General features: G+C 68.4%; 18 protein-coding genes and 4 tRNA genes. 12 read left to right on the forward strand and 10 right to left on the reverse strand.

All coding sequences use genetic code 11. The annotated features are described in order from the left end of the window. Nucleotides 1–10: 10 nt before the first annotated feature. From ACSQ2G_RS10685 to ACSQ2G_RS10735, 11 genes are all read left to right on the forward strand, one after another. On the forward strand, nt 11–1,300 hold the full coding sequence (locus ACSQ2G_RS10685) for a homoserine dehydrogenase (protein ID WP_436030692.1): 1,290 nt from the start codon (nt 11–13) through the stop codon (nt 1,298–1,300). Nucleotides 1,301–1,352: 52 nt separating this feature from the next. Then, entirely contained in the window at nt 1,353–2,306 is a 954-nt protein-coding gene (glpX, locus tag ACSQ2G_RS10690; protein ID WP_028040404.1) for a class II fructose-bisphosphatase, read from the forward strand. A gap of 145 nt (nt 2,307–2,451) precedes the next feature. Continuing rightward, nucleotides 2,452–3,420 (forward strand): class 1 fructose-bisphosphatase, encoded by a 969-nt coding sequence (locus tag ACSQ2G_RS10695; protein ID WP_436030693.1) that lies wholly within the window; start codon nt 2,452–2,454, stop codon nt 3,418–3,420. Between the two features lie 636 nt (nt 3,421–4,056). Next, a complete protein-coding gene (recJ, locus tag ACSQ2G_RS10700; protein ID WP_436030694.1) occupies nt 4,057–5,871 on the forward strand; it encodes a single-stranded-DNA-specific exonuclease RecJ in 1,815 nt (604 codons plus the stop codon). A 69-nt stretch (nt 5,872–5,940) separates the two neighbouring features. Continuing rightward, nucleotides 5,941–6,015: transfer RNA gene (locus ACSQ2G_RS10705), tRNA-Glu, on the forward strand. Between the two features lie 54 nt (nt 6,016–6,069). Continuing rightward, nucleotides 6,070–6,144, forward strand: a tRNA-Glu gene (locus tag ACSQ2G_RS10710). A 173-nt stretch (nt 6,145–6,317) separates the two neighbouring features. Continuing rightward, a complete protein-coding gene (gene cspD / locus ACSQ2G_RS10715) occupies nt 6,318–6,920 on the forward strand; it encodes a stationary phase survival cold shock domain protein CspD (RefSeq protein ID WP_436030695.1) in 603 nt (200 codons plus the stop codon). 91 nt (nt 6,921–7,011) lie between these two features. After that, entirely contained in the window at nt 7,012–7,524 is a 513-nt protein-coding gene (locus tag ACSQ2G_RS10720) for a DUF192 domain-containing protein (RefSeq protein WP_436031944.1), read from the forward strand. A 76-nt stretch (nt 7,525–7,600) separates the two neighbouring features. Next, nucleotides 7,601–7,677, forward strand: a tRNA-Pro gene (locus ACSQ2G_RS10725). Nucleotides 7,678–7,723: 46 nt separating this feature from the next. Next, a complete protein-coding gene (locus ACSQ2G_RS10730; protein WP_436030696.1) occupies nt 7,724–8,029 on the forward strand; it encodes an ETC complex I subunit in 306 nt (101 codons plus the stop codon). A gap of 32 nt (nt 8,030–8,061) precedes the next feature. Then, nucleotides 8,062–8,138: transfer RNA gene (locus ACSQ2G_RS10735), tRNA-Arg, on the forward strand. 3 nt (nt 8,139–8,141) lie between these two features. On the opposite strand, the gene ACSQ2G_RS10740 is transcribed toward ACSQ2G_RS10735, so the two are convergent. After that, nucleotides 8,142–8,495, reverse strand: a complete 354-nt coding sequence (locus tag ACSQ2G_RS10740) for a hypothetical protein (protein WP_436030697.1) — start codon at nt 8,493–8,495, stop codon at nt 8,142–8,144. Between the two features lie 169 nt (nt 8,496–8,664). Here ACSQ2G_RS10740 and ACSQ2G_RS10745 point away from each other — a divergent pair, with 169 nt between their 5' ends. Continuing rightward, nucleotides 8,665–8,943, forward strand: coding sequence for a hypothetical protein (locus tag ACSQ2G_RS10745; protein ID WP_436030699.1), 279 nt, complete (start codon nt 8,665–8,667; stop codon nt 8,941–8,943). Nucleotides 8,944–8,989: 46 nt separating this feature from the next. Here ACSQ2G_RS10745 and hemN read toward each other — a convergent pair whose 3' ends face one another. Genes hemN through narJ form a run of 9 tightly spaced genes read right to left on the reverse strand, consistent with a single transcriptional unit; the run spans nt 8,990 to nt 14,741 of the window. Beyond that, nucleotides 8,990–10,372, reverse strand: coding sequence for an oxygen-independent coproporphyrinogen III oxidase (gene hemN / locus ACSQ2G_RS10750; protein ID WP_436030701.1), 1,383 nt, complete (start codon nt 10,370–10,372; stop codon nt 8,990–8,992). A gap of 10 nt (nt 10,373–10,382) precedes the next feature. Continuing rightward, nucleotides 10,383–10,937 (reverse strand): SRPBCC family protein, encoded by a 555-nt coding sequence (locus ACSQ2G_RS10755; RefSeq protein WP_436030703.1) that lies wholly within the window; start codon nt 10,935–10,937, stop codon nt 10,383–10,385. Nucleotides 10,938–10,947: 10 nt separating this feature from the next. After that, a complete protein-coding gene (locus tag ACSQ2G_RS10760; RefSeq protein WP_436031983.1) occupies nt 10,948–11,091 on the reverse strand; it encodes a hypothetical protein in 144 nt (47 codons plus the stop codon). Continuing rightward, complete coding sequence (locus ACSQ2G_RS10765) at nt 11,073–11,249, reverse strand: carbonic anhydrase (RefSeq protein ID WP_436030705.1); 177 nt, start codon at nt 11,247–11,249, stop codon at nt 11,073–11,075. Before ACSQ2G_RS10765 ends, ACSQ2G_RS10760 begins: the two co-directional genes overlap by 19 nt. A 51-nt stretch (nt 11,250–11,300) precedes the next feature. After that, complete coding sequence (locus ACSQ2G_RS10770) at nt 11,301–11,858, reverse strand: hemerythrin domain-containing protein (RefSeq protein WP_436030707.1); 558 nt, start codon at nt 11,856–11,858, stop codon at nt 11,301–11,303. A gap of 28 nt (nt 11,859–11,886) precedes the next feature. After that, nucleotides 11,887–12,123, reverse strand: coding sequence for a hypothetical protein (locus tag ACSQ2G_RS10775; RefSeq protein WP_436030709.1), 237 nt, complete (start codon nt 12,121–12,123; stop codon nt 11,887–11,889). A gap of 6 nt (nt 12,124–12,129) precedes the next feature. Beyond that, nucleotides 12,130–13,236, reverse strand: a complete 1,107-nt coding sequence (locus tag ACSQ2G_RS10780) for a peptidylprolyl isomerase (protein WP_436030711.1) — start codon at nt 13,234–13,236, stop codon at nt 12,130–12,132. 3 nt (nt 13,237–13,239) lie between these two features. Continuing rightward, a complete protein-coding gene (narI, locus tag ACSQ2G_RS10785) occupies nt 13,240–14,019 on the reverse strand; it encodes a respiratory nitrate reductase subunit gamma (RefSeq protein ID WP_436030713.1) in 780 nt (259 codons plus the stop codon). A gap of 2 nt (nt 14,020–14,021) precedes the next feature. Beyond that, nucleotides 14,022–14,741 (reverse strand): nitrate reductase molybdenum cofactor assembly chaperone, encoded by a 720-nt coding sequence (narJ, locus tag ACSQ2G_RS10790; protein ID WP_436030715.1) that lies wholly within the window; start codon nt 14,739–14,741, stop codon nt 14,022–14,024. Between the last annotated feature and the right edge of the window lie 3 nt (nt 14,742–14,744).

The raw sequence follows: 14,744 nt of genomic DNA on the forward strand, positions 1-14,744 counted from the left end.
GAACGCGAACATGACCCAGAAGACCTGGCGCGTCGGCGTGGCCGGCCTCGGCACCGTCGGCGGGGGGCTGTTGCAGTTCCTGGCCGAGCAGCCGGACTTCGCCCCGGCCGGCGACCGCGCCGTGGTGACGGCGGTCTCGGCCCGCTCGAAGTCGCGGCCGCGTACGGTCGACATCTCGGGCCTGGCCTGGTTCGACGACCCGGTCGCCCTGGCCTCGTCGCCGGACGTCGACCTGTTCGTCGAACTGGTGGGCGGCAGCGACGGCCCGGCCAAGGCCGCCGTCGAGGCGGCGCTGAAGCTGGGCAAGCCGGTGGTCACAGCCAACAAGGCCCTGATCGCCGAGCATGGGGCCGAGCTGGCCGCCTTGGCCGAGGCCAACGACGCGCCGCTGCTGTTCGAGGCGGCCGTGATGGGCGGCACCCCGGCGGTGAAGATGCTGCGCGAGGCGATGGTCGGCGACGAGGTGGTCGGCGTGGCGGGCATCCTCAACGGCACCTGCAACTTCATCCTCAGCGAGATGGAGAAGACCGGCCGCGACTTCGCCGACGTGCTGCGCGAGGCGCAAGGGCTGGGCTATGCCGAGGCTGATCCCACCATGGACGTCGGCGGCTTCGACGCCGGCCACAAGATCAGCATCCTGGCCGCCCTGGCCTTCGGCTGCGCGCCCAAGTTCGACGCCGCCGAGATCGAGGGCATCAGCGACGTCGAACTGCTGGACATCAAGCTGGCCAAGGACCTGGGCTACCGCATCAAGCTGGTGGCCAGCGCCGCCAAGAGCGACGACGGCGTGGCCGTGAAGGTGCATCCGTCTCTGGTGCCGCTGGAGCATCCGTTGGCCCAGGCGGGCGGGGCGCTCAACGCCCTGTTCATCGAGGGCAAGCGGATCGGCCGGATCTTCATCCAGGGACCGGGCGCGGGCGCGGGCCCGACCGCCGCCGCCGTGGCCGCCGACATCGCCGACGTGATGACCGGCGCCAAGCGGCCCGTGTTCCAGGCTCCGGCTGGCCAATTGAAGCCGTTCGTGGCCGTCGATCCGGCCCGGTCGGTGGGCAAGGCCTACTTGCGGATCATGGTCCGCGACGAGCCGGGGGCCATCGCCGCCATCTCCGAGACCCTGGCCGAGTGCGCCGTCTCGATCGACAGCTTCCTGCAGAAGCCCGTCGAGGGGGCGGGCGGGGTGCCGATCGTGCTCGTGACCCATGCGACTCCCGAATCCAACCTGCTGGACGCGATTAGCCGCATCGAAAAATTGCACGCCGTGCTAGAGCGTCCCCGCCTTTTGCGCGTCGCGCGCATCTGAGAACCGCGCAAAGCGGTCGGACCAAAAGCCTCGCATAGGCTGGGAGACGTTGATGAGTTCGAAGACCCTGGATCGCGCGCTGGTCCTGGACGCGGTCCGCGTGACTGAAGCCGCCGCCATCGCCTCTTGGACGATGGTGGGCCGCGGCGACGAGAAGGCGGCCGACCAGGCCGCGGTCGACGCCATGCGCAACGCGCTGAACGAGTTGGCCATCGACGGCGAGATCGTGATCGGCGAGGGCGAGCGTGACGAAGCGCCCATGCTCTACATCGGCGAGAAGGTCGGCACGGGTAAGGGGCCGGCCGTCGACATCGCCCTGGACCCGCTGGAAGGCACCACCCTGACGGCCAAGGCCATGCCCAACGCCCTGGCGGTGATGGCCTGGGCGCCCAAGGGAAGCCTGCTCAACGCCCCTGACACCTACATGGACAAGATCGCGTGCGGCCCGGGCCTGCCGGCCGGGGTGATCGACCTGGACAAGTCGCCGGCCGACAACATCCGGGCCGTGGCCGCCGCCAAGGGCGTCGCGCCCGATCAGATCACCGTCTGCGTGCTGGACCGTCCGCGCCACGCCGAGATCATCGCCAGCATCCGCTCGGTCGGCGCCCGGCTCTACCTGATCACCGATGGCGACGTGGCCGGGGTGATCGCCACCACCGATCCCTCGACCGGCATCGACCTCTATGTCGGCTCCGGCGGCGCGCCCGAGGGCGTGCTGGCCTGCGCGGCCCTGAAATGCGTCGGCGGCCAGTTCCAGGGCCGGCTGCTGTTCCGCAACGGCGACGAGCGCGCCCGCGCCGCCAAGTGGGGCATCACCGAGCTCGACAAGAAATACGACCTGCACGAGATCGTCCGCGCGGACGCGATCTTCGCGGCCACCGGCGTCACCTGGGGCAACCTGCTGGACGGGGTGACCTACAAGGACGGCTTCGTCCACACCCACACCCTGGTGATGAACTCGTCGACCGGCACCGTGCGCGAAGTGCGGATGAAGCGGAAGGCCTAGAGCATTTTTCGACGCGGCGGCCGCCGTTCGTCGTCAAAATGCGTCAAAGCCATGATTAGAGGCCTTTCCCGATCCTATCGGCGGAAAAGGCTTCGACCTTCCGCTAAGGTCGCCCGCGAATCTTTTCCCGTTTACGAGGCCCCGCATGACCACGCTGACCGATCTCGCTGGATGGCTCGCCCAGGAGCTCGCTGGCGACGAGGTGAAGGCCGTCGTCGAGGTGGTCGCCGGCGCCTGCGCCCGGATCAGCAAGGTCGTCGCGTCCGGCGCGATCCTGGGCAACCTGGGCGCGGCCGGCGTGGTCAACGTTCAGGACGAAGAGCAGAAGAAGCTCGACATCATCACCAACGACATCCTGCGCGACGCGCTGAACGGCTGCCCGCTGGTGGCGGGTCTGGCGTCCGAGGAGCTGGAGGTCATCGAGACCACTGGCGCCGTCGGCGGCTTCCTGGTGACCTTCGACCCGCTGGACGGCTCCAGCAACATCGACGTCAACGTCTCGGTCGGCACGATCTTCTCGGTCCTGCCCGCCCCGGCCGGCGTCGCGCCCAGCGAGGCCGACTTCCTGCTGCCCGGCCGCCGCCAGGTCGCCGCCGGCTACGCGGTCTACGGTCCCCAGACCATGCTGGTGCTGACCCTGTCGCAGGGCGTGGCGGCCTTCACCCTGGACGCCGACGGGACCTGGCTGCTGACCCACCAGACCGTGGCGATCCCGGCCGACACCGCCGAGTTCGCGATCAACATGTCCAACCAGCGTCACTGGGCCGAACCGGTGCGGCGCTATATCGACGGCTGCCTGCAGGGCAAGGCGGGGCCGCGAGGCAAGAACTTCAACATGCGCTGGGTGGCCTCGATGGTCGCCGACGTCCACCGCATCCTGATGCGCGGCGGGATCTTCCTGTACCCGTGGGACGCCCGCGAGCCGGACAAGCCGGGCAAGCTGCGGCTGCTCTACGAGGCCAACCCGATGTCGCTGATCGTCGAGCGGGCCGGGGGAAAGTCCACGCTCGACGGTATGGCCGCGATCCTGGACGTGCAGCCCACCAAGCTGCACCAGCGCGTACCGGTGGTGCTGGGTTCGGCGAACGAGGTGGATCAGGTGGGGGCGGCTTAGGACCGCTTACCGGAGAGATGTTGACGGCGAGGTTCGACCCGTTGCGGACCTTCGCGCACCAATGCATGTTGCGGAACATGATCGAGTACGTTCCAAGCCTGATGCAGGCGGACGCCTTAAGCACCAAAGCAGCTGTCGTGGCTCAGGTGCCTATTGGCACGCCGATAACACAAGCGGAACAGACTATGCGTCGCGGCGGGTTCAAGTGTTCGCGTGCGGTTCACGAGCGCTATGCGGACTATGCGAACAGCGATGGCAAGCAGGTCGTTAGAGGGCCAACGACTTTTCTCTACTGCGATTCAGGTGATCGCCGAACCCGTAGCTGGTTCGTATCCAAACGATGGCAGGTGTCGCTTGAAGATGTGGGGGGACGCGTTGCGTACGTTGGCGTCGGCGTAGGCCTCACGGGTCCTTAGATTGCCTTTGGTCCGATTTCCCCCCCTTCTCAGCCCCTGGTATCGTCCGTTTAGCGGCCCCCAGGGGCGTCACCCTAGGTCCCCATCTGACGCAGCCGCGCCTCATCTTCCATCCTGACGTCGCATGGAGCGAATCCGGCAAAGCGCGTAGGCTCGGGGGATGATCACGACAGCCAAGTTTCCCATTTCCAGCCGTTTGTCCGCTAGGAAGGGTTGAGCCATGGCCGATGGACACGCCGCCGTCACCACCGGCCATTTCCTCGACGTGGCCCGCTCGATCAGCGGCCGGGCCTGGCGCGAGCGGCCGGGCGACGCGGCGGTCGCCCGCAGCCATCAGCAGGTCCACGGCCTGTCCGAGCCCCTGGCGCGGGCCCTGGCCTCGCGCGGCGTCGGCGTCGACCACGCCGAGCACTATCTGCGCCCCACCCTGAAAGCGCTGTTTCCGGACCCCTCCAGCTTCACCGACATGGATCGGGCGGCCGAGATCCTGATCGACGCCCTGGAGACCGGCCGCCCGACCATGGTGTTCGCCGACTACGACGTCGACGGCGCCACCAGCGCCGCCCAGCTGGTGCGCTGGTTCCGCCATATGGGCGTCGAGCTGCCCATCTATATTCCCGACCGGTTGACCGAGGGCTATGGCCCCAGTCCGGCGGCCTTCAAGACCATCCGCGACAGCGGGGCCGAGCTGGTGGTCACCCTCGACTGCGGCGCGGCGGCCTACGACGCCATCGCCAGCGCCGCCACCATCGGCCTGGAGGTCGTGGTGATCGACCACCACCTGATGCGCGAGGACCCGCCGGCCGCCGCCGCCGTCGTCAATCCCAACCGTCCGGGCTGCCAGAGCGGGCAGGGCGTGTTGGCCGCCGCCGGGGTGACCTTCGTGCTGCTGACCGCGCTGAACCGCGAGGCCCGCAGGCGCGGGCTGTTCACCGACGAGCGGCCGCAGCCCGACCTGCGCCAGTGGCTGGACCTAGTGGCCATGGGCGAAGTCTGCGACGTCACCCAGCTGGTCGGCTTCAACCGCGCCCTGACCACCCTGGGCCTGCGGACGATGTCCAGCTGGGGCAATCCCGGCCTGAAGGCGCTGTTCGAGGTCGGCAAGGGCTCCGGCCCCGCCTCGGTGTTCCACGCCGGCTTCATACTGGGCCCACGGATCAACGCCGGCGGACGGATCGGCCGTTCGGACCTGGGCGCGCGCCTGCTGTCCACCGACGATCCGCTGGAGGCCCGGGCCCTGGCCGAGGAGCTGGACGGCCTGAACACCGAGCGCAAGGCGGTCGAGGCCGCCGTGGTCGAGGAAGCCGCCGCCCTGCTGGAGCGCGGCAGCAACTTCGATCCCGACGCCCCGGTCATCGTGGTGGCGGGGGAGGGGTGGCATCCCGGCGTGATCGGCATCGTCGCCGGGCGCCTGCGCGAGCGCTATCGCAAGCCCGTGGTGGTGATCGGCGTCGATCGCGCCGCCAATGTCGGCAAGGGCTCGGGCCGTTCGCAGCCCGGCGTCAACCTGGGCGCGGCGATCCAGGCGGCCTTCGAGGCGGGCCTGCTGATGGCCGGCGGCGGCCACGCCATGGCCGCGGGCCTGTCGATCCGTCCCGAATCGATCCCCGAGTTCCGCGCCTTCCTGGAGGAGCGCCTGGCAGGCGAGATGGAGGCGGTGGGCGTCGAGGGGGTCGAGATCGACGCCCTGGTCCAGCCGCGCGCCGCCAGCCGCGCCCTGTGGACTGAGTTCCAGCAACTGGCGCCGTTCGGACCGGGCAATCCCGAGCCGATGTTCGCCCTGGCCGGCGTGCGGCCCGAGCGGATGATGGCGATGAAGGGCGGCCACGTGCGGGTCGACCTGGTCGGGCCGTCGGGCGACCGAATCAAGGCGATCTCCTGGCGCTCGGCCGAGACCCCGCTGGGCGAGCGCCTGCTGTCCGGCGGGGGTGCGCTGCACGTCGTGGGCCGTCTGAAACCGGATGATTACATGGGCCGCGAAGGGGTCCAGCTGGAGATCGAGGATGTCGCCGACCCCCGCATGCGCATGACTTGAAAAAACTGCTCTTGGTCGCTTGCGCCCCGGGGGGAAGCTTTGTATATCGCCTGCTCTTCGCGGCCACGTGGTCCCTTCGTCTATCGGTTAGGACGCCAGATTTTCATTCTGGAGAGAGGGGTTCGACTCCCCTAGGGACTACCACCGCGAAGCCTACTTAGACTTTACATGCGAATACCCGCCTAATGCAGGCGCCGTGGTCCCTTCGTCTATCGGTTAGGACGCCAGATTTTCATTCTGGAGAGAGGGGTTCGACTCCCCTAGGGACTACCACCCTCCACGGACATTTCAGGTTTATGTCGGTCTAGCCGCTGCGACGAAATGTCGCGCGGCGGTTCTGGCCGCCCCGTGACGTCAATTGGTTATTGACGGCTCTCGTCTCGCGAGAACAGTGTTATTCTGTGGTGCTCGCCCCCTGGGCTGTCTGGGCGAGCCAGAGGGGCGGAATGTCTGGTTTCGATTTCGAGGACTCGGGATCGCATGAGGAATTCGTGCGTATCAGCGGTCGCGTGAAGTGGTTTGATACGGGCAAGGGGTACGGGTTCATCGTCCCCGACGATCCAGGCCAGACGGGCCTGAAGGACGTGCTGCTGCACGTCACGTCCCTGCGCAACTGCGGTCGGGAGACCGCGCTGGAAGGGGCGATCATCGTCTGCGACGTGGTCAAGCGCCCCAAGGGCTGGCAGGTGTCCGAGGTCGTGGATCTGGACGAGAGCGCCGCCAGCGCCCCCATGGAGCGTCCCAAGCGTTCGTTCGCCGACGGGGGCATGGGGCTGCGCCGCGACCAATTCCGATCGGGCGTCGACAGCGGCCGCCAGACGCTGGAGCCGGCAGGCCCGGCCGAGCGCGCCAAGGTCAAGTGGTTCAATCGCACCAAGGGCTATGGCTTCGTGGTTCGCGACGGCCAGCCGGGCGACATCTTCGTGCACATCGAGACTCTGCGCCGTGGCGGGCTCGAAGACCTGCAGCCGGGCGACGACGTGATGGTCCGCTTCGCCGAGGGCCCCAAGGGCCTGGTGGTGGCCGAGATCACGCCCAGCGACGATTGACCTCGCAGCCGGCTTTCGCCTTCGCGACAGGACGTCGTAGGATCGTCGCGTCGCGGGATGCGGCGAGGATGACGAGGCGCGCGTGACCTTGATGACGACGATCGGACGGCGAGCCCTGGCGTTCGTCGCCCTGGCCCTGGTTTCGGGCCTCCCGGCGAGCGGCCCGGCCCAGGCGTGGCAGGCGCGGGCCAAGCCGGCGGCCATCGCCGCCACGCCGTCCAGCAAGCTCGACACCGTCGAGATCCTGACCAGCCGGGGACGGGTCAAATTCACCGTCGAGCTGGCCGTGACCAGGGCCGAGCAGGAGCGGGGCCTGATGTTCCGCAAGGCCCTGGCCCCCGACCGCGGCATGCTGTTCCCCTACAATCCGCCTCAGCGGGCGGCGTTCTGGATGAAGAACACCCTGATCCCGCTGGACATCCTCTACATCGCACCCGACGGCCGAGTGCTGTCGATCGCCCGCAACGCCGTGCCGCACGACGAGACTCCGCTGCCCTCCGGAGGACTGGTTCGTGGCGTGCTGGAAATCCCCGGCGGCCGCGCCGCGCAACTGGGCATCCTGCCGGGCGACCGGGTGCTCAACAAAATCTTCCCGAAGGGCTGACTTCATTTTCGGGTTTTGGGCGTCCGTTCCATTTGCTCCCGGCCACGAAGCCCTGTAGAGCACCCGCTCGGTGTTTCGGAGCGTAGCGCAGCCTGGTAGCGCATCTGGTTTGGGACCAGAGGGTCGCAGGTTCAAATCCTGCCGCTCCGACCACCTAGACCCCCTTGCGGGGGGCGACGACCGACCTGGAGAGGCTTTCATGCTCGCGCGCATCTACCGCCCCGCCAAGACCGCCATGCAGTCCGGCAAGGCCAAGACCAAGGACTGGGTTCTGGAGTTCGAACCCGCCTCGGCCAGACGCTCGGACCCGCTGATGGGCTGGACCCAGTCGAGCGACATGAACGGTCAGGTGCGCCTGAACTTCGAGACCCGCGACGAGGCCGTGGCCTACGCCCAGCGCCACGAGATCCCGTTCCAGCTGTTCGAACCCAAGACGCACAAGCGGATCATCAAGGCCTATGCCGACAACTTCGCCGCCGGCCGCCGGCAGCCCTGGACCCACTAGGACTTCCGTCCCAAGTTCTCCTTCCGGAGTTCGCGCCCTTAGCTCAGCTGGATAGAGCACTCGCCTTCTAAGCGAGCGGTCGCTGGTTCGAATCCAGCAGGGCGCGCCATACCTACGCCGATCCGAACGGCTTCGACCATGGTCTTGAGCGCGCTGTCGATCTCCGCCTTGGACGGCGCAAGTCCGTCGCGTCCCGGCAGGGCGCGGCGAACACCACTTGCCAAGAGGGGCCGGCGTCCTTCGCTTCCGTTGCCAGGCTTTCGAAGTCCGCCAATTCGGCCGCCGCCTTGTCGACGCACATCAGCGGCGCCAGGGCGCCGCCGCGGCCAGCCAAGAAGTCGGCGCGCTGGGCTTGGCTGGGGTGATCGGGCAGTTCGGCGGCGGCGAACACGAACAGCAGGCGGTGGGGCCGGGTCTGGGCGGTGGCGGTCTTCAGAAGCTGCTGGAAATGGGAGTCTTCGGACATGGCGCACCCTGGCGGACTAGACAAACCAAGCCCTCGCGCCAGAGAAAGGCCGCTGGGACGAGGCGTCGTGGAAGGCCGCACCCTGAGCCCGTACCGCGTTCGGCGCCAGCGGAGGCGGGCGCAGCGACGATAGGTCGCTCCGCGCTCTAGATCCAGACCGCGTGCGCCCATGGCGTTCAACCAGACGAGGTTAACGGCGGTCGACCAGATGGATCGGGTCACTCAACAGAACGCCGCCCATGTCCAGCCGAGCACCGCCGTCAGTGTCGCCTTGGCCAATGAAGCCGCCGAGCTGTCGCGATCGATGACGAGGTTTCGCCTTGTGGCGACACAATCCCAAGCCTCGGCCGGAAGGGAACACGCCATGACCAGCCGCCATCGTCCTCATCTTGGCGGCAGCCCAGAGCGGGCGTCGCGGATCGCCGAGGAGACCTGGGCGGAGTCCTAGGCTTGGGCTTGTCGTTCAGACACGCTAACCACGGCCGCCCGAGACGTCAGATCGCCTTGGCATGGCGCTGGCTGTCGGCGTTGAAATAGGCGTCGAACACCGCCGCGATCGACCGCACCAGCGGTCGGCCCGGCGGCGGGACCTGGACCCGGGCGCCGCGGATCTCGGCCAAGCCGTCGGCCACGAACGGCGCCAGGCGCGCCAGCTCGGCGGCCAGCTCGTCTGCGGACCGGCCATGCCGTGCGCAGACCGCCGCCAGATCGACGGCGAAGTCACACATCAGTCGCTCGATGATTTCGGCCCGGAAGCGGTCCTCGTCGCTGATCGCGACGCCACGCGCCACCGGAAGGCGGCCCTCCTTGACCGCCGCGCGCCAGGTCAGCTCATGGGCGGCGTTCTGCACGAAGCCCTGCGGCAGGCCGCCGATCGCCGAGGCGCCCATGCCCAGCAGAGTGACGGCGGGATCGGTGGTGTAGCCTTGAAAATTGCGGCGCAGGGTTCCGGCCGCCTGGGCTTTGGCCATCGGATCAGCGGGCAAGGCGAAATGGTCCAGGCCGATGCGGACATAGCCCTCGGCCTCCAGCCGTTCGGCGGCGGTTTCGCTCTGGTCGAGACGGGCCTGCGGCCCTGGCAGGGCCGCCTCGTCGATCAGCCGCTGGTGGCTCTTCATCCACGGCACATGGGCGTAGCCGAACAGGGCCAGGCGCTCGGGGCGCAGGGCCAGGAGCTGGTCCAGGGTCGACAACGTGTTGGCCGTGGTCTGGTGAGGCAGGCCATACATCAGGTCGAGATTGATCGAGGCGACCTTGGCCTGGCGCAGCCAGGCGACGCAGTCGGCGATATGCTCGAAGGTGTCGCGGCGATTGACCGCCGCCTGGACCTCGGGGGCGAGGTTCTGCACGCCGAGGCTAGCGCGGGTCATGCCGCGGGCCGCGGCGGCGCGCACCCAGTCCCAGGTGAGGACGGCCGGATCCACCTCGACGGCGATATCGATGTCGGGCGTCACGTCGAAGACCTTGTCCAGGCGGTCGAAGATCGCATCGACCTCGGCGGTCGACAGCATGTTGGGCGTGCCGCCGCCGAAATGCACCGCGCCGGCCGGCAGGCGCGCGGGCAGGGCGGCGCCCAGCAGGTCGATCTCGTCCAGCAGCAGGCGCACATAGTCGCCGACCGGCTCATGGCGGTTCACCGCCCGGGTGTTGCAGCCGCAGTACCAGCACAGGCGGGCGCAGAACGGGATGTGCAGATAGAGCGATACGGCCTGGTCGCTCGGCAGGTCCCGCAGCCAGGCGCCATAGGTTTCGGCGGTGACCTGCGGCGTGAACTGGGTGGCTGGCGGATAGCTGGTGTAGCGGGGCGCGCGACCGTCGTACTTGGCGATCAGGCCGGCGAAAGGGCGGGCGGACGGAAGGGCGAGAGCGAGGGGCATGGTGGGAGGGTCAGGCTGGGACGGCGTTGGCCGCCGGCGTCGCGCCGAGCGCCCAGGCGGCCTCGGCGATCGCCACCGGTTTGCGATAGGTCTCGCAGGCGGCCTGGAACCGCGCGAACGGGAAGCGGATGGGAACCTCGGCCAAGGCGGCGGCGAGCATGTCCAGGTGCGCCGACCAGCCGGCGGCGGCGCGACCGGCGTCCTCGGTCGCGGGCAGGGTCAAGCTCAGCGTCAGGCGCGCGCCTTCGCCGGCGGGTTCGATCTCCCAGCGTAAGGGACGGGGCGCCTCGCCCGCGCCGCTCCAGCCGTATTCCAGCAGTTTGCCCGGCGTGAACGCCGTCACCAGGCTGTCGATGACCACGCCGCTGTCGCCAAAGTCCAATTGGACGACGCCGCCAAGCTCCAACGCGATCATCCCCGGCGCCAACCATTGGACCAGATCCTCGGGCCGGGTCAGCGCGGTCCACAGGCGCTCGGGCGGCGCGTCGAAATCCCGGCGGATACGCACGGCGATGACGTCGTCCTGCCGCAGGAAGGTGGCGATCGGCTCGGCATGTTCGAACATCGGTGTTCTCCTAGAGTGCAGTCTGGTCCAGGGCGGGCGACATGGCCTTGACCCGTGTCAAGCCGACCCGGTTTCTGGGCTGCTGGGCCTCGAGTTCGACCAGGGTATTGAGATTGGCGAACGGGTCGGGGGCGATCACGCCCCAGTCGGCCACCGTCTCGCCGGCCGCCGCCGCCAGGCCCCAAAGCGATGATCGGCCAGGACCGGTCGGTCCGCCGGTAGCGCCGCGCCGACAGCTTGGCGACCGTAGTGGCCGCAGACCACGACGTGGCGGACCTGCAGAACCTCCAGCGAGAATTGCAGGCTCGACAACAGGATGATGTCCGTGCGCCACAGCCAGATTGCCGGCCAGCAGGCGCCGGCTCATGTTGGCCCCGCACCGCTCGCCGCTTGCGGCACGCGCCCGCGGCGCGCCGTCAGCCGTCGTCCCAGCGCAAGGAGGTCCTCAGGCGTCAGGCGCAGCCGCGCGATCGGCAGGACGATGGCGTTCTCCAGGCCTAGGTGGCGGCGTTCCTGAACGGCGAAGGCGATCATCGCCTTGTGCTGCGCGGGATCCAGGCCTGGAGCACACTGGCGTTCCAGGCAGGCTTGCAGATACTCCCGAACCGCCCCAGCCCGAACCACGTCGGCGCGATGCTCGGCCGACAACATGCCCAGCACCCGTTCGACATCGTCCCCCGCCTCGCAGCGCCGCCGCAGAAGCGGGAAGAAATCCTCTTCTTCCTCGATCACGTGCAACGGCAGGTCATGATCGAGAAAGCCAATCAATTCGGCGAGCCGCGGGCCGTCGAACACCATGGCCGCGGCGACCTCCTCGATCATCTTGCAGGCCTGCCGGTGGCGACAGTGCTCGGCGAAAAACCATTCAATAGGCTCGGCCAGCAGATGCAGGGGCATGGCTTCGATCTGGGTCGTCGTCATAGCGTCCTCGCCGGGTCAGGTCCGTGGATCAGAGTTTGAAGACGAGCGTCAGCCCCATCTTGGTTCGATCGCGATAGGCCGGCTGATCGCCGTCGAACGCGGCCGCCGCCAGTTCCGCCGACAACTTCGGCGTCAGCGGCGCGTCTTGCGACACGGTTTCATAGCGCAGACGGGCGTCGAGCAGGACTTGCCCAGGGGCGGGTTCGGCGGCTTGGGCCAGGGGCGGAAGGGCCGCGGCCAGGGGCAGCAACCAGAGGGTGCGCATGAGGGTCTAGACTTTCCGAAAGATCGTGTAGGTGCGGGCCTTGGGCGTCAGTCGGGTGCGCAGCAGGGACGCGATGGCGGCGATGGCCGGGTCTTGCGCGCCCTGGGCCGCGGAGATCAGGTGGGTCCAGGACTCGTCGCCCGCCGTGTTGACGAAGTCCTGCACGGCGCGTTGCACGAAGGTTTCGACATCGACGCTGGCCGCTGAAGCCGCCGTGCGCACCCGTGCGGCCAGATCCGGGTCGGCCGTGTCGAGCCAGGCCTCGAGACCGACCGCCGAGGCGCCGGCCAGCCGTTCGCCCAGCGACAGCGCCCCGGTGTCGAAGCGTCCGTCGCGGGTCAGGCTGAAGGCCACGCCCAGGCCTCTGGCGCGATCGGCCAGGTCGGACACATAGCGCGTGGCCGCCGCCGTCCAGGCCCGGCTTTCCAGGTGCAGCCGGATCTTGTCCTCCACATAGTCGAAGGGTAACGCGCGCCCCTCGATGCGGCGATCCAGTTTGAGGACGTGCCAGCCAAACCGCGAGCGCACCGGCTGGTTCAGCACCTCGCCCGGCCGCAGGTCAGTCAAGGCGCGTTCGATCTCGTTGACCACGTCGCCAGGACCAAGCTGTCCCAACGAGCCGCCGACTTCGCTGGACGGGCAGCTGGACAAGGCCTTGGCCAGGGCCGCGAACTGTCCGGGGCTGTCGACCAGGGTCGCGACCGCGTCGAGCGCCGTCAGCCGCGCGGCCTCCCAGTGAGCGTCCTCCGGACCCTGCGGCGCGATGAGGATGTGGGCCGCCTCGACCAGAGCGGGACTGGTGAAGCGATCGCGCTGGGTATCGTAGATCCGCCGGCACAAGGCGGTGTTGGGGGTCTCGATATCGACCTCCTCGTCAAGGACGGCGCGGATCAGCGCCTCCTCGTCGGTTTCCTCGCGACCGGCCTCATCGCGTTCGGGCTCGGGGCGCAGGCCCAGTTCGTCGGCGCGGTGCAGCAGCAAGGCGCGCACGGCCAGGGCCTTGCCCGCGGCGCGACGAGCCTCCGTCGCCGAAAGGCTGGGATGGTTCTGGGCTTCCTGGGCGATCAGGAACTCGGGAATCTCGACGCCGTCGACAACGGTGGTGGCGGTCATCGCCTACTCCCTGGCCTTGAAAACGGAGGTGGAGGACGGCCACACGGCTTCGGTCTTCGCGGGATAGACCGGCGCGGCCGCCTTGGGCGGGATCGGCATGCCGCGCTTGGTGCGCACCAGCTGCCAGCCGCGGCGATTGAGGTACCAGATCGGCGCCGACAGCATGTGGACCAGGCGCGTGAACGGGAACAGCAGCAGGATGGTCATGCCCAGCACCAGGTGCAGCTTGAAGATCGGATGGACATCGGCGACGTAGGCGGCGACGCCCGGCTGGAAGGTGAAGACGCCCTGGGCCCAGGACATGAACTTGATCATCTCATGGCCGTCCAGGTGATGGGCGGAGATCGGGATCGTCGACAGCCCCAGGATCAGTTGGACCATCAGGATCACCAGGATGGCGATGTCGCTGAAGCTGGAGGTCTTGCGGATGCGGGGGTCAAACAGCCGGCGATGCAGCAGCAGCAGGCCACCGGCCAGGCACATCACCCCAGCGACGCCACCGGCGACGATGGCCAGGATCTGCTTGGCGCCATGCGGAATATGCAGGGCGTCGAACACCCAGATAGGGGTCAGCAGACCCACGAAGTGACCGCCGAAGATCACCAGCACGCCGACGTGGAACAGCACCGAGCCGAGCACCAGTTGGCGGCGACGCAGCAGCTGCGAAGACCCCGAGCGCCAGGTATATTGCTCGCGATCGAAGCGCAGCACGCTGCCAAGCACCAGCACCGCCAGGCAGATATAGGGATAGACGCCAAACAGCAGTTGATTGAGTACGGCCATGGTCAGGCTCTCTGGGCGGCGCCGGCGCGAGCTCGGCGAGGAGCGCGACCGGGCTCGGCCTGCATGGTCTCGACCAGGGCGCCGGCCTTGGGGCAGCCGACCTCGGAGGGGCCGAAGGTGACGGCGGTTTCGGCCCAGGCCTTGTCGAGGGCGGTCAGGTCGTTGGGATCCTCCTCCGGTTCGCTGAGCAGGGCCGCGAGGGCGCCCGGATCGGCCGCCTGGGACGCCAGGCTGGCCATGGCGCCGAACACCGCGCGATAGGAGCTGCCGCGAATCTTGAGGCGCTCGCCCATGGCGTTGAGCACATGGGTGGCCTCGCCCAGCAGAGAGGCGGCTTCGGCCTCGGGCAGGATCGACAGGAATTCCAGGAACACCGGCAGGAAATCGGGCAGCTCGCTGGCCGCCAGGTCCAGGCCCTTGGTGCGATAGAGCTCAAGCAGGGCGACCATGGCCTCGCCGCGGTCACGGCTCTCGCCGTGGACGTGCTCATAGAGGTTGAGCGATAGCGAGCGGGTGCGGTCGAAGAGTTCGGTGTAGCGCTCCTGCAGGTCGTAGATGTCCTGGCTGACCAGCTCGGAGACCAGTTTGCCCAGGGCCTTGATCAGCGGTTTGGGCAGCATGGCCTCGGCCACGACCAGATCAAGCGCCGCCGGGGCCAGGGCCTGGAGGTCCTCGGTCGGATAGGTCAGCAGCAGGGCAAGCGCCTTGTAGGTGCGGGCCATGGT

The organism is Caulobacter sp. LjRoot300 (assembly GCF_964253875.1).
GTDB lineage: Bacteria > Pseudomonadota > Alphaproteobacteria > Caulobacterales > Caulobacteraceae > Caulobacter.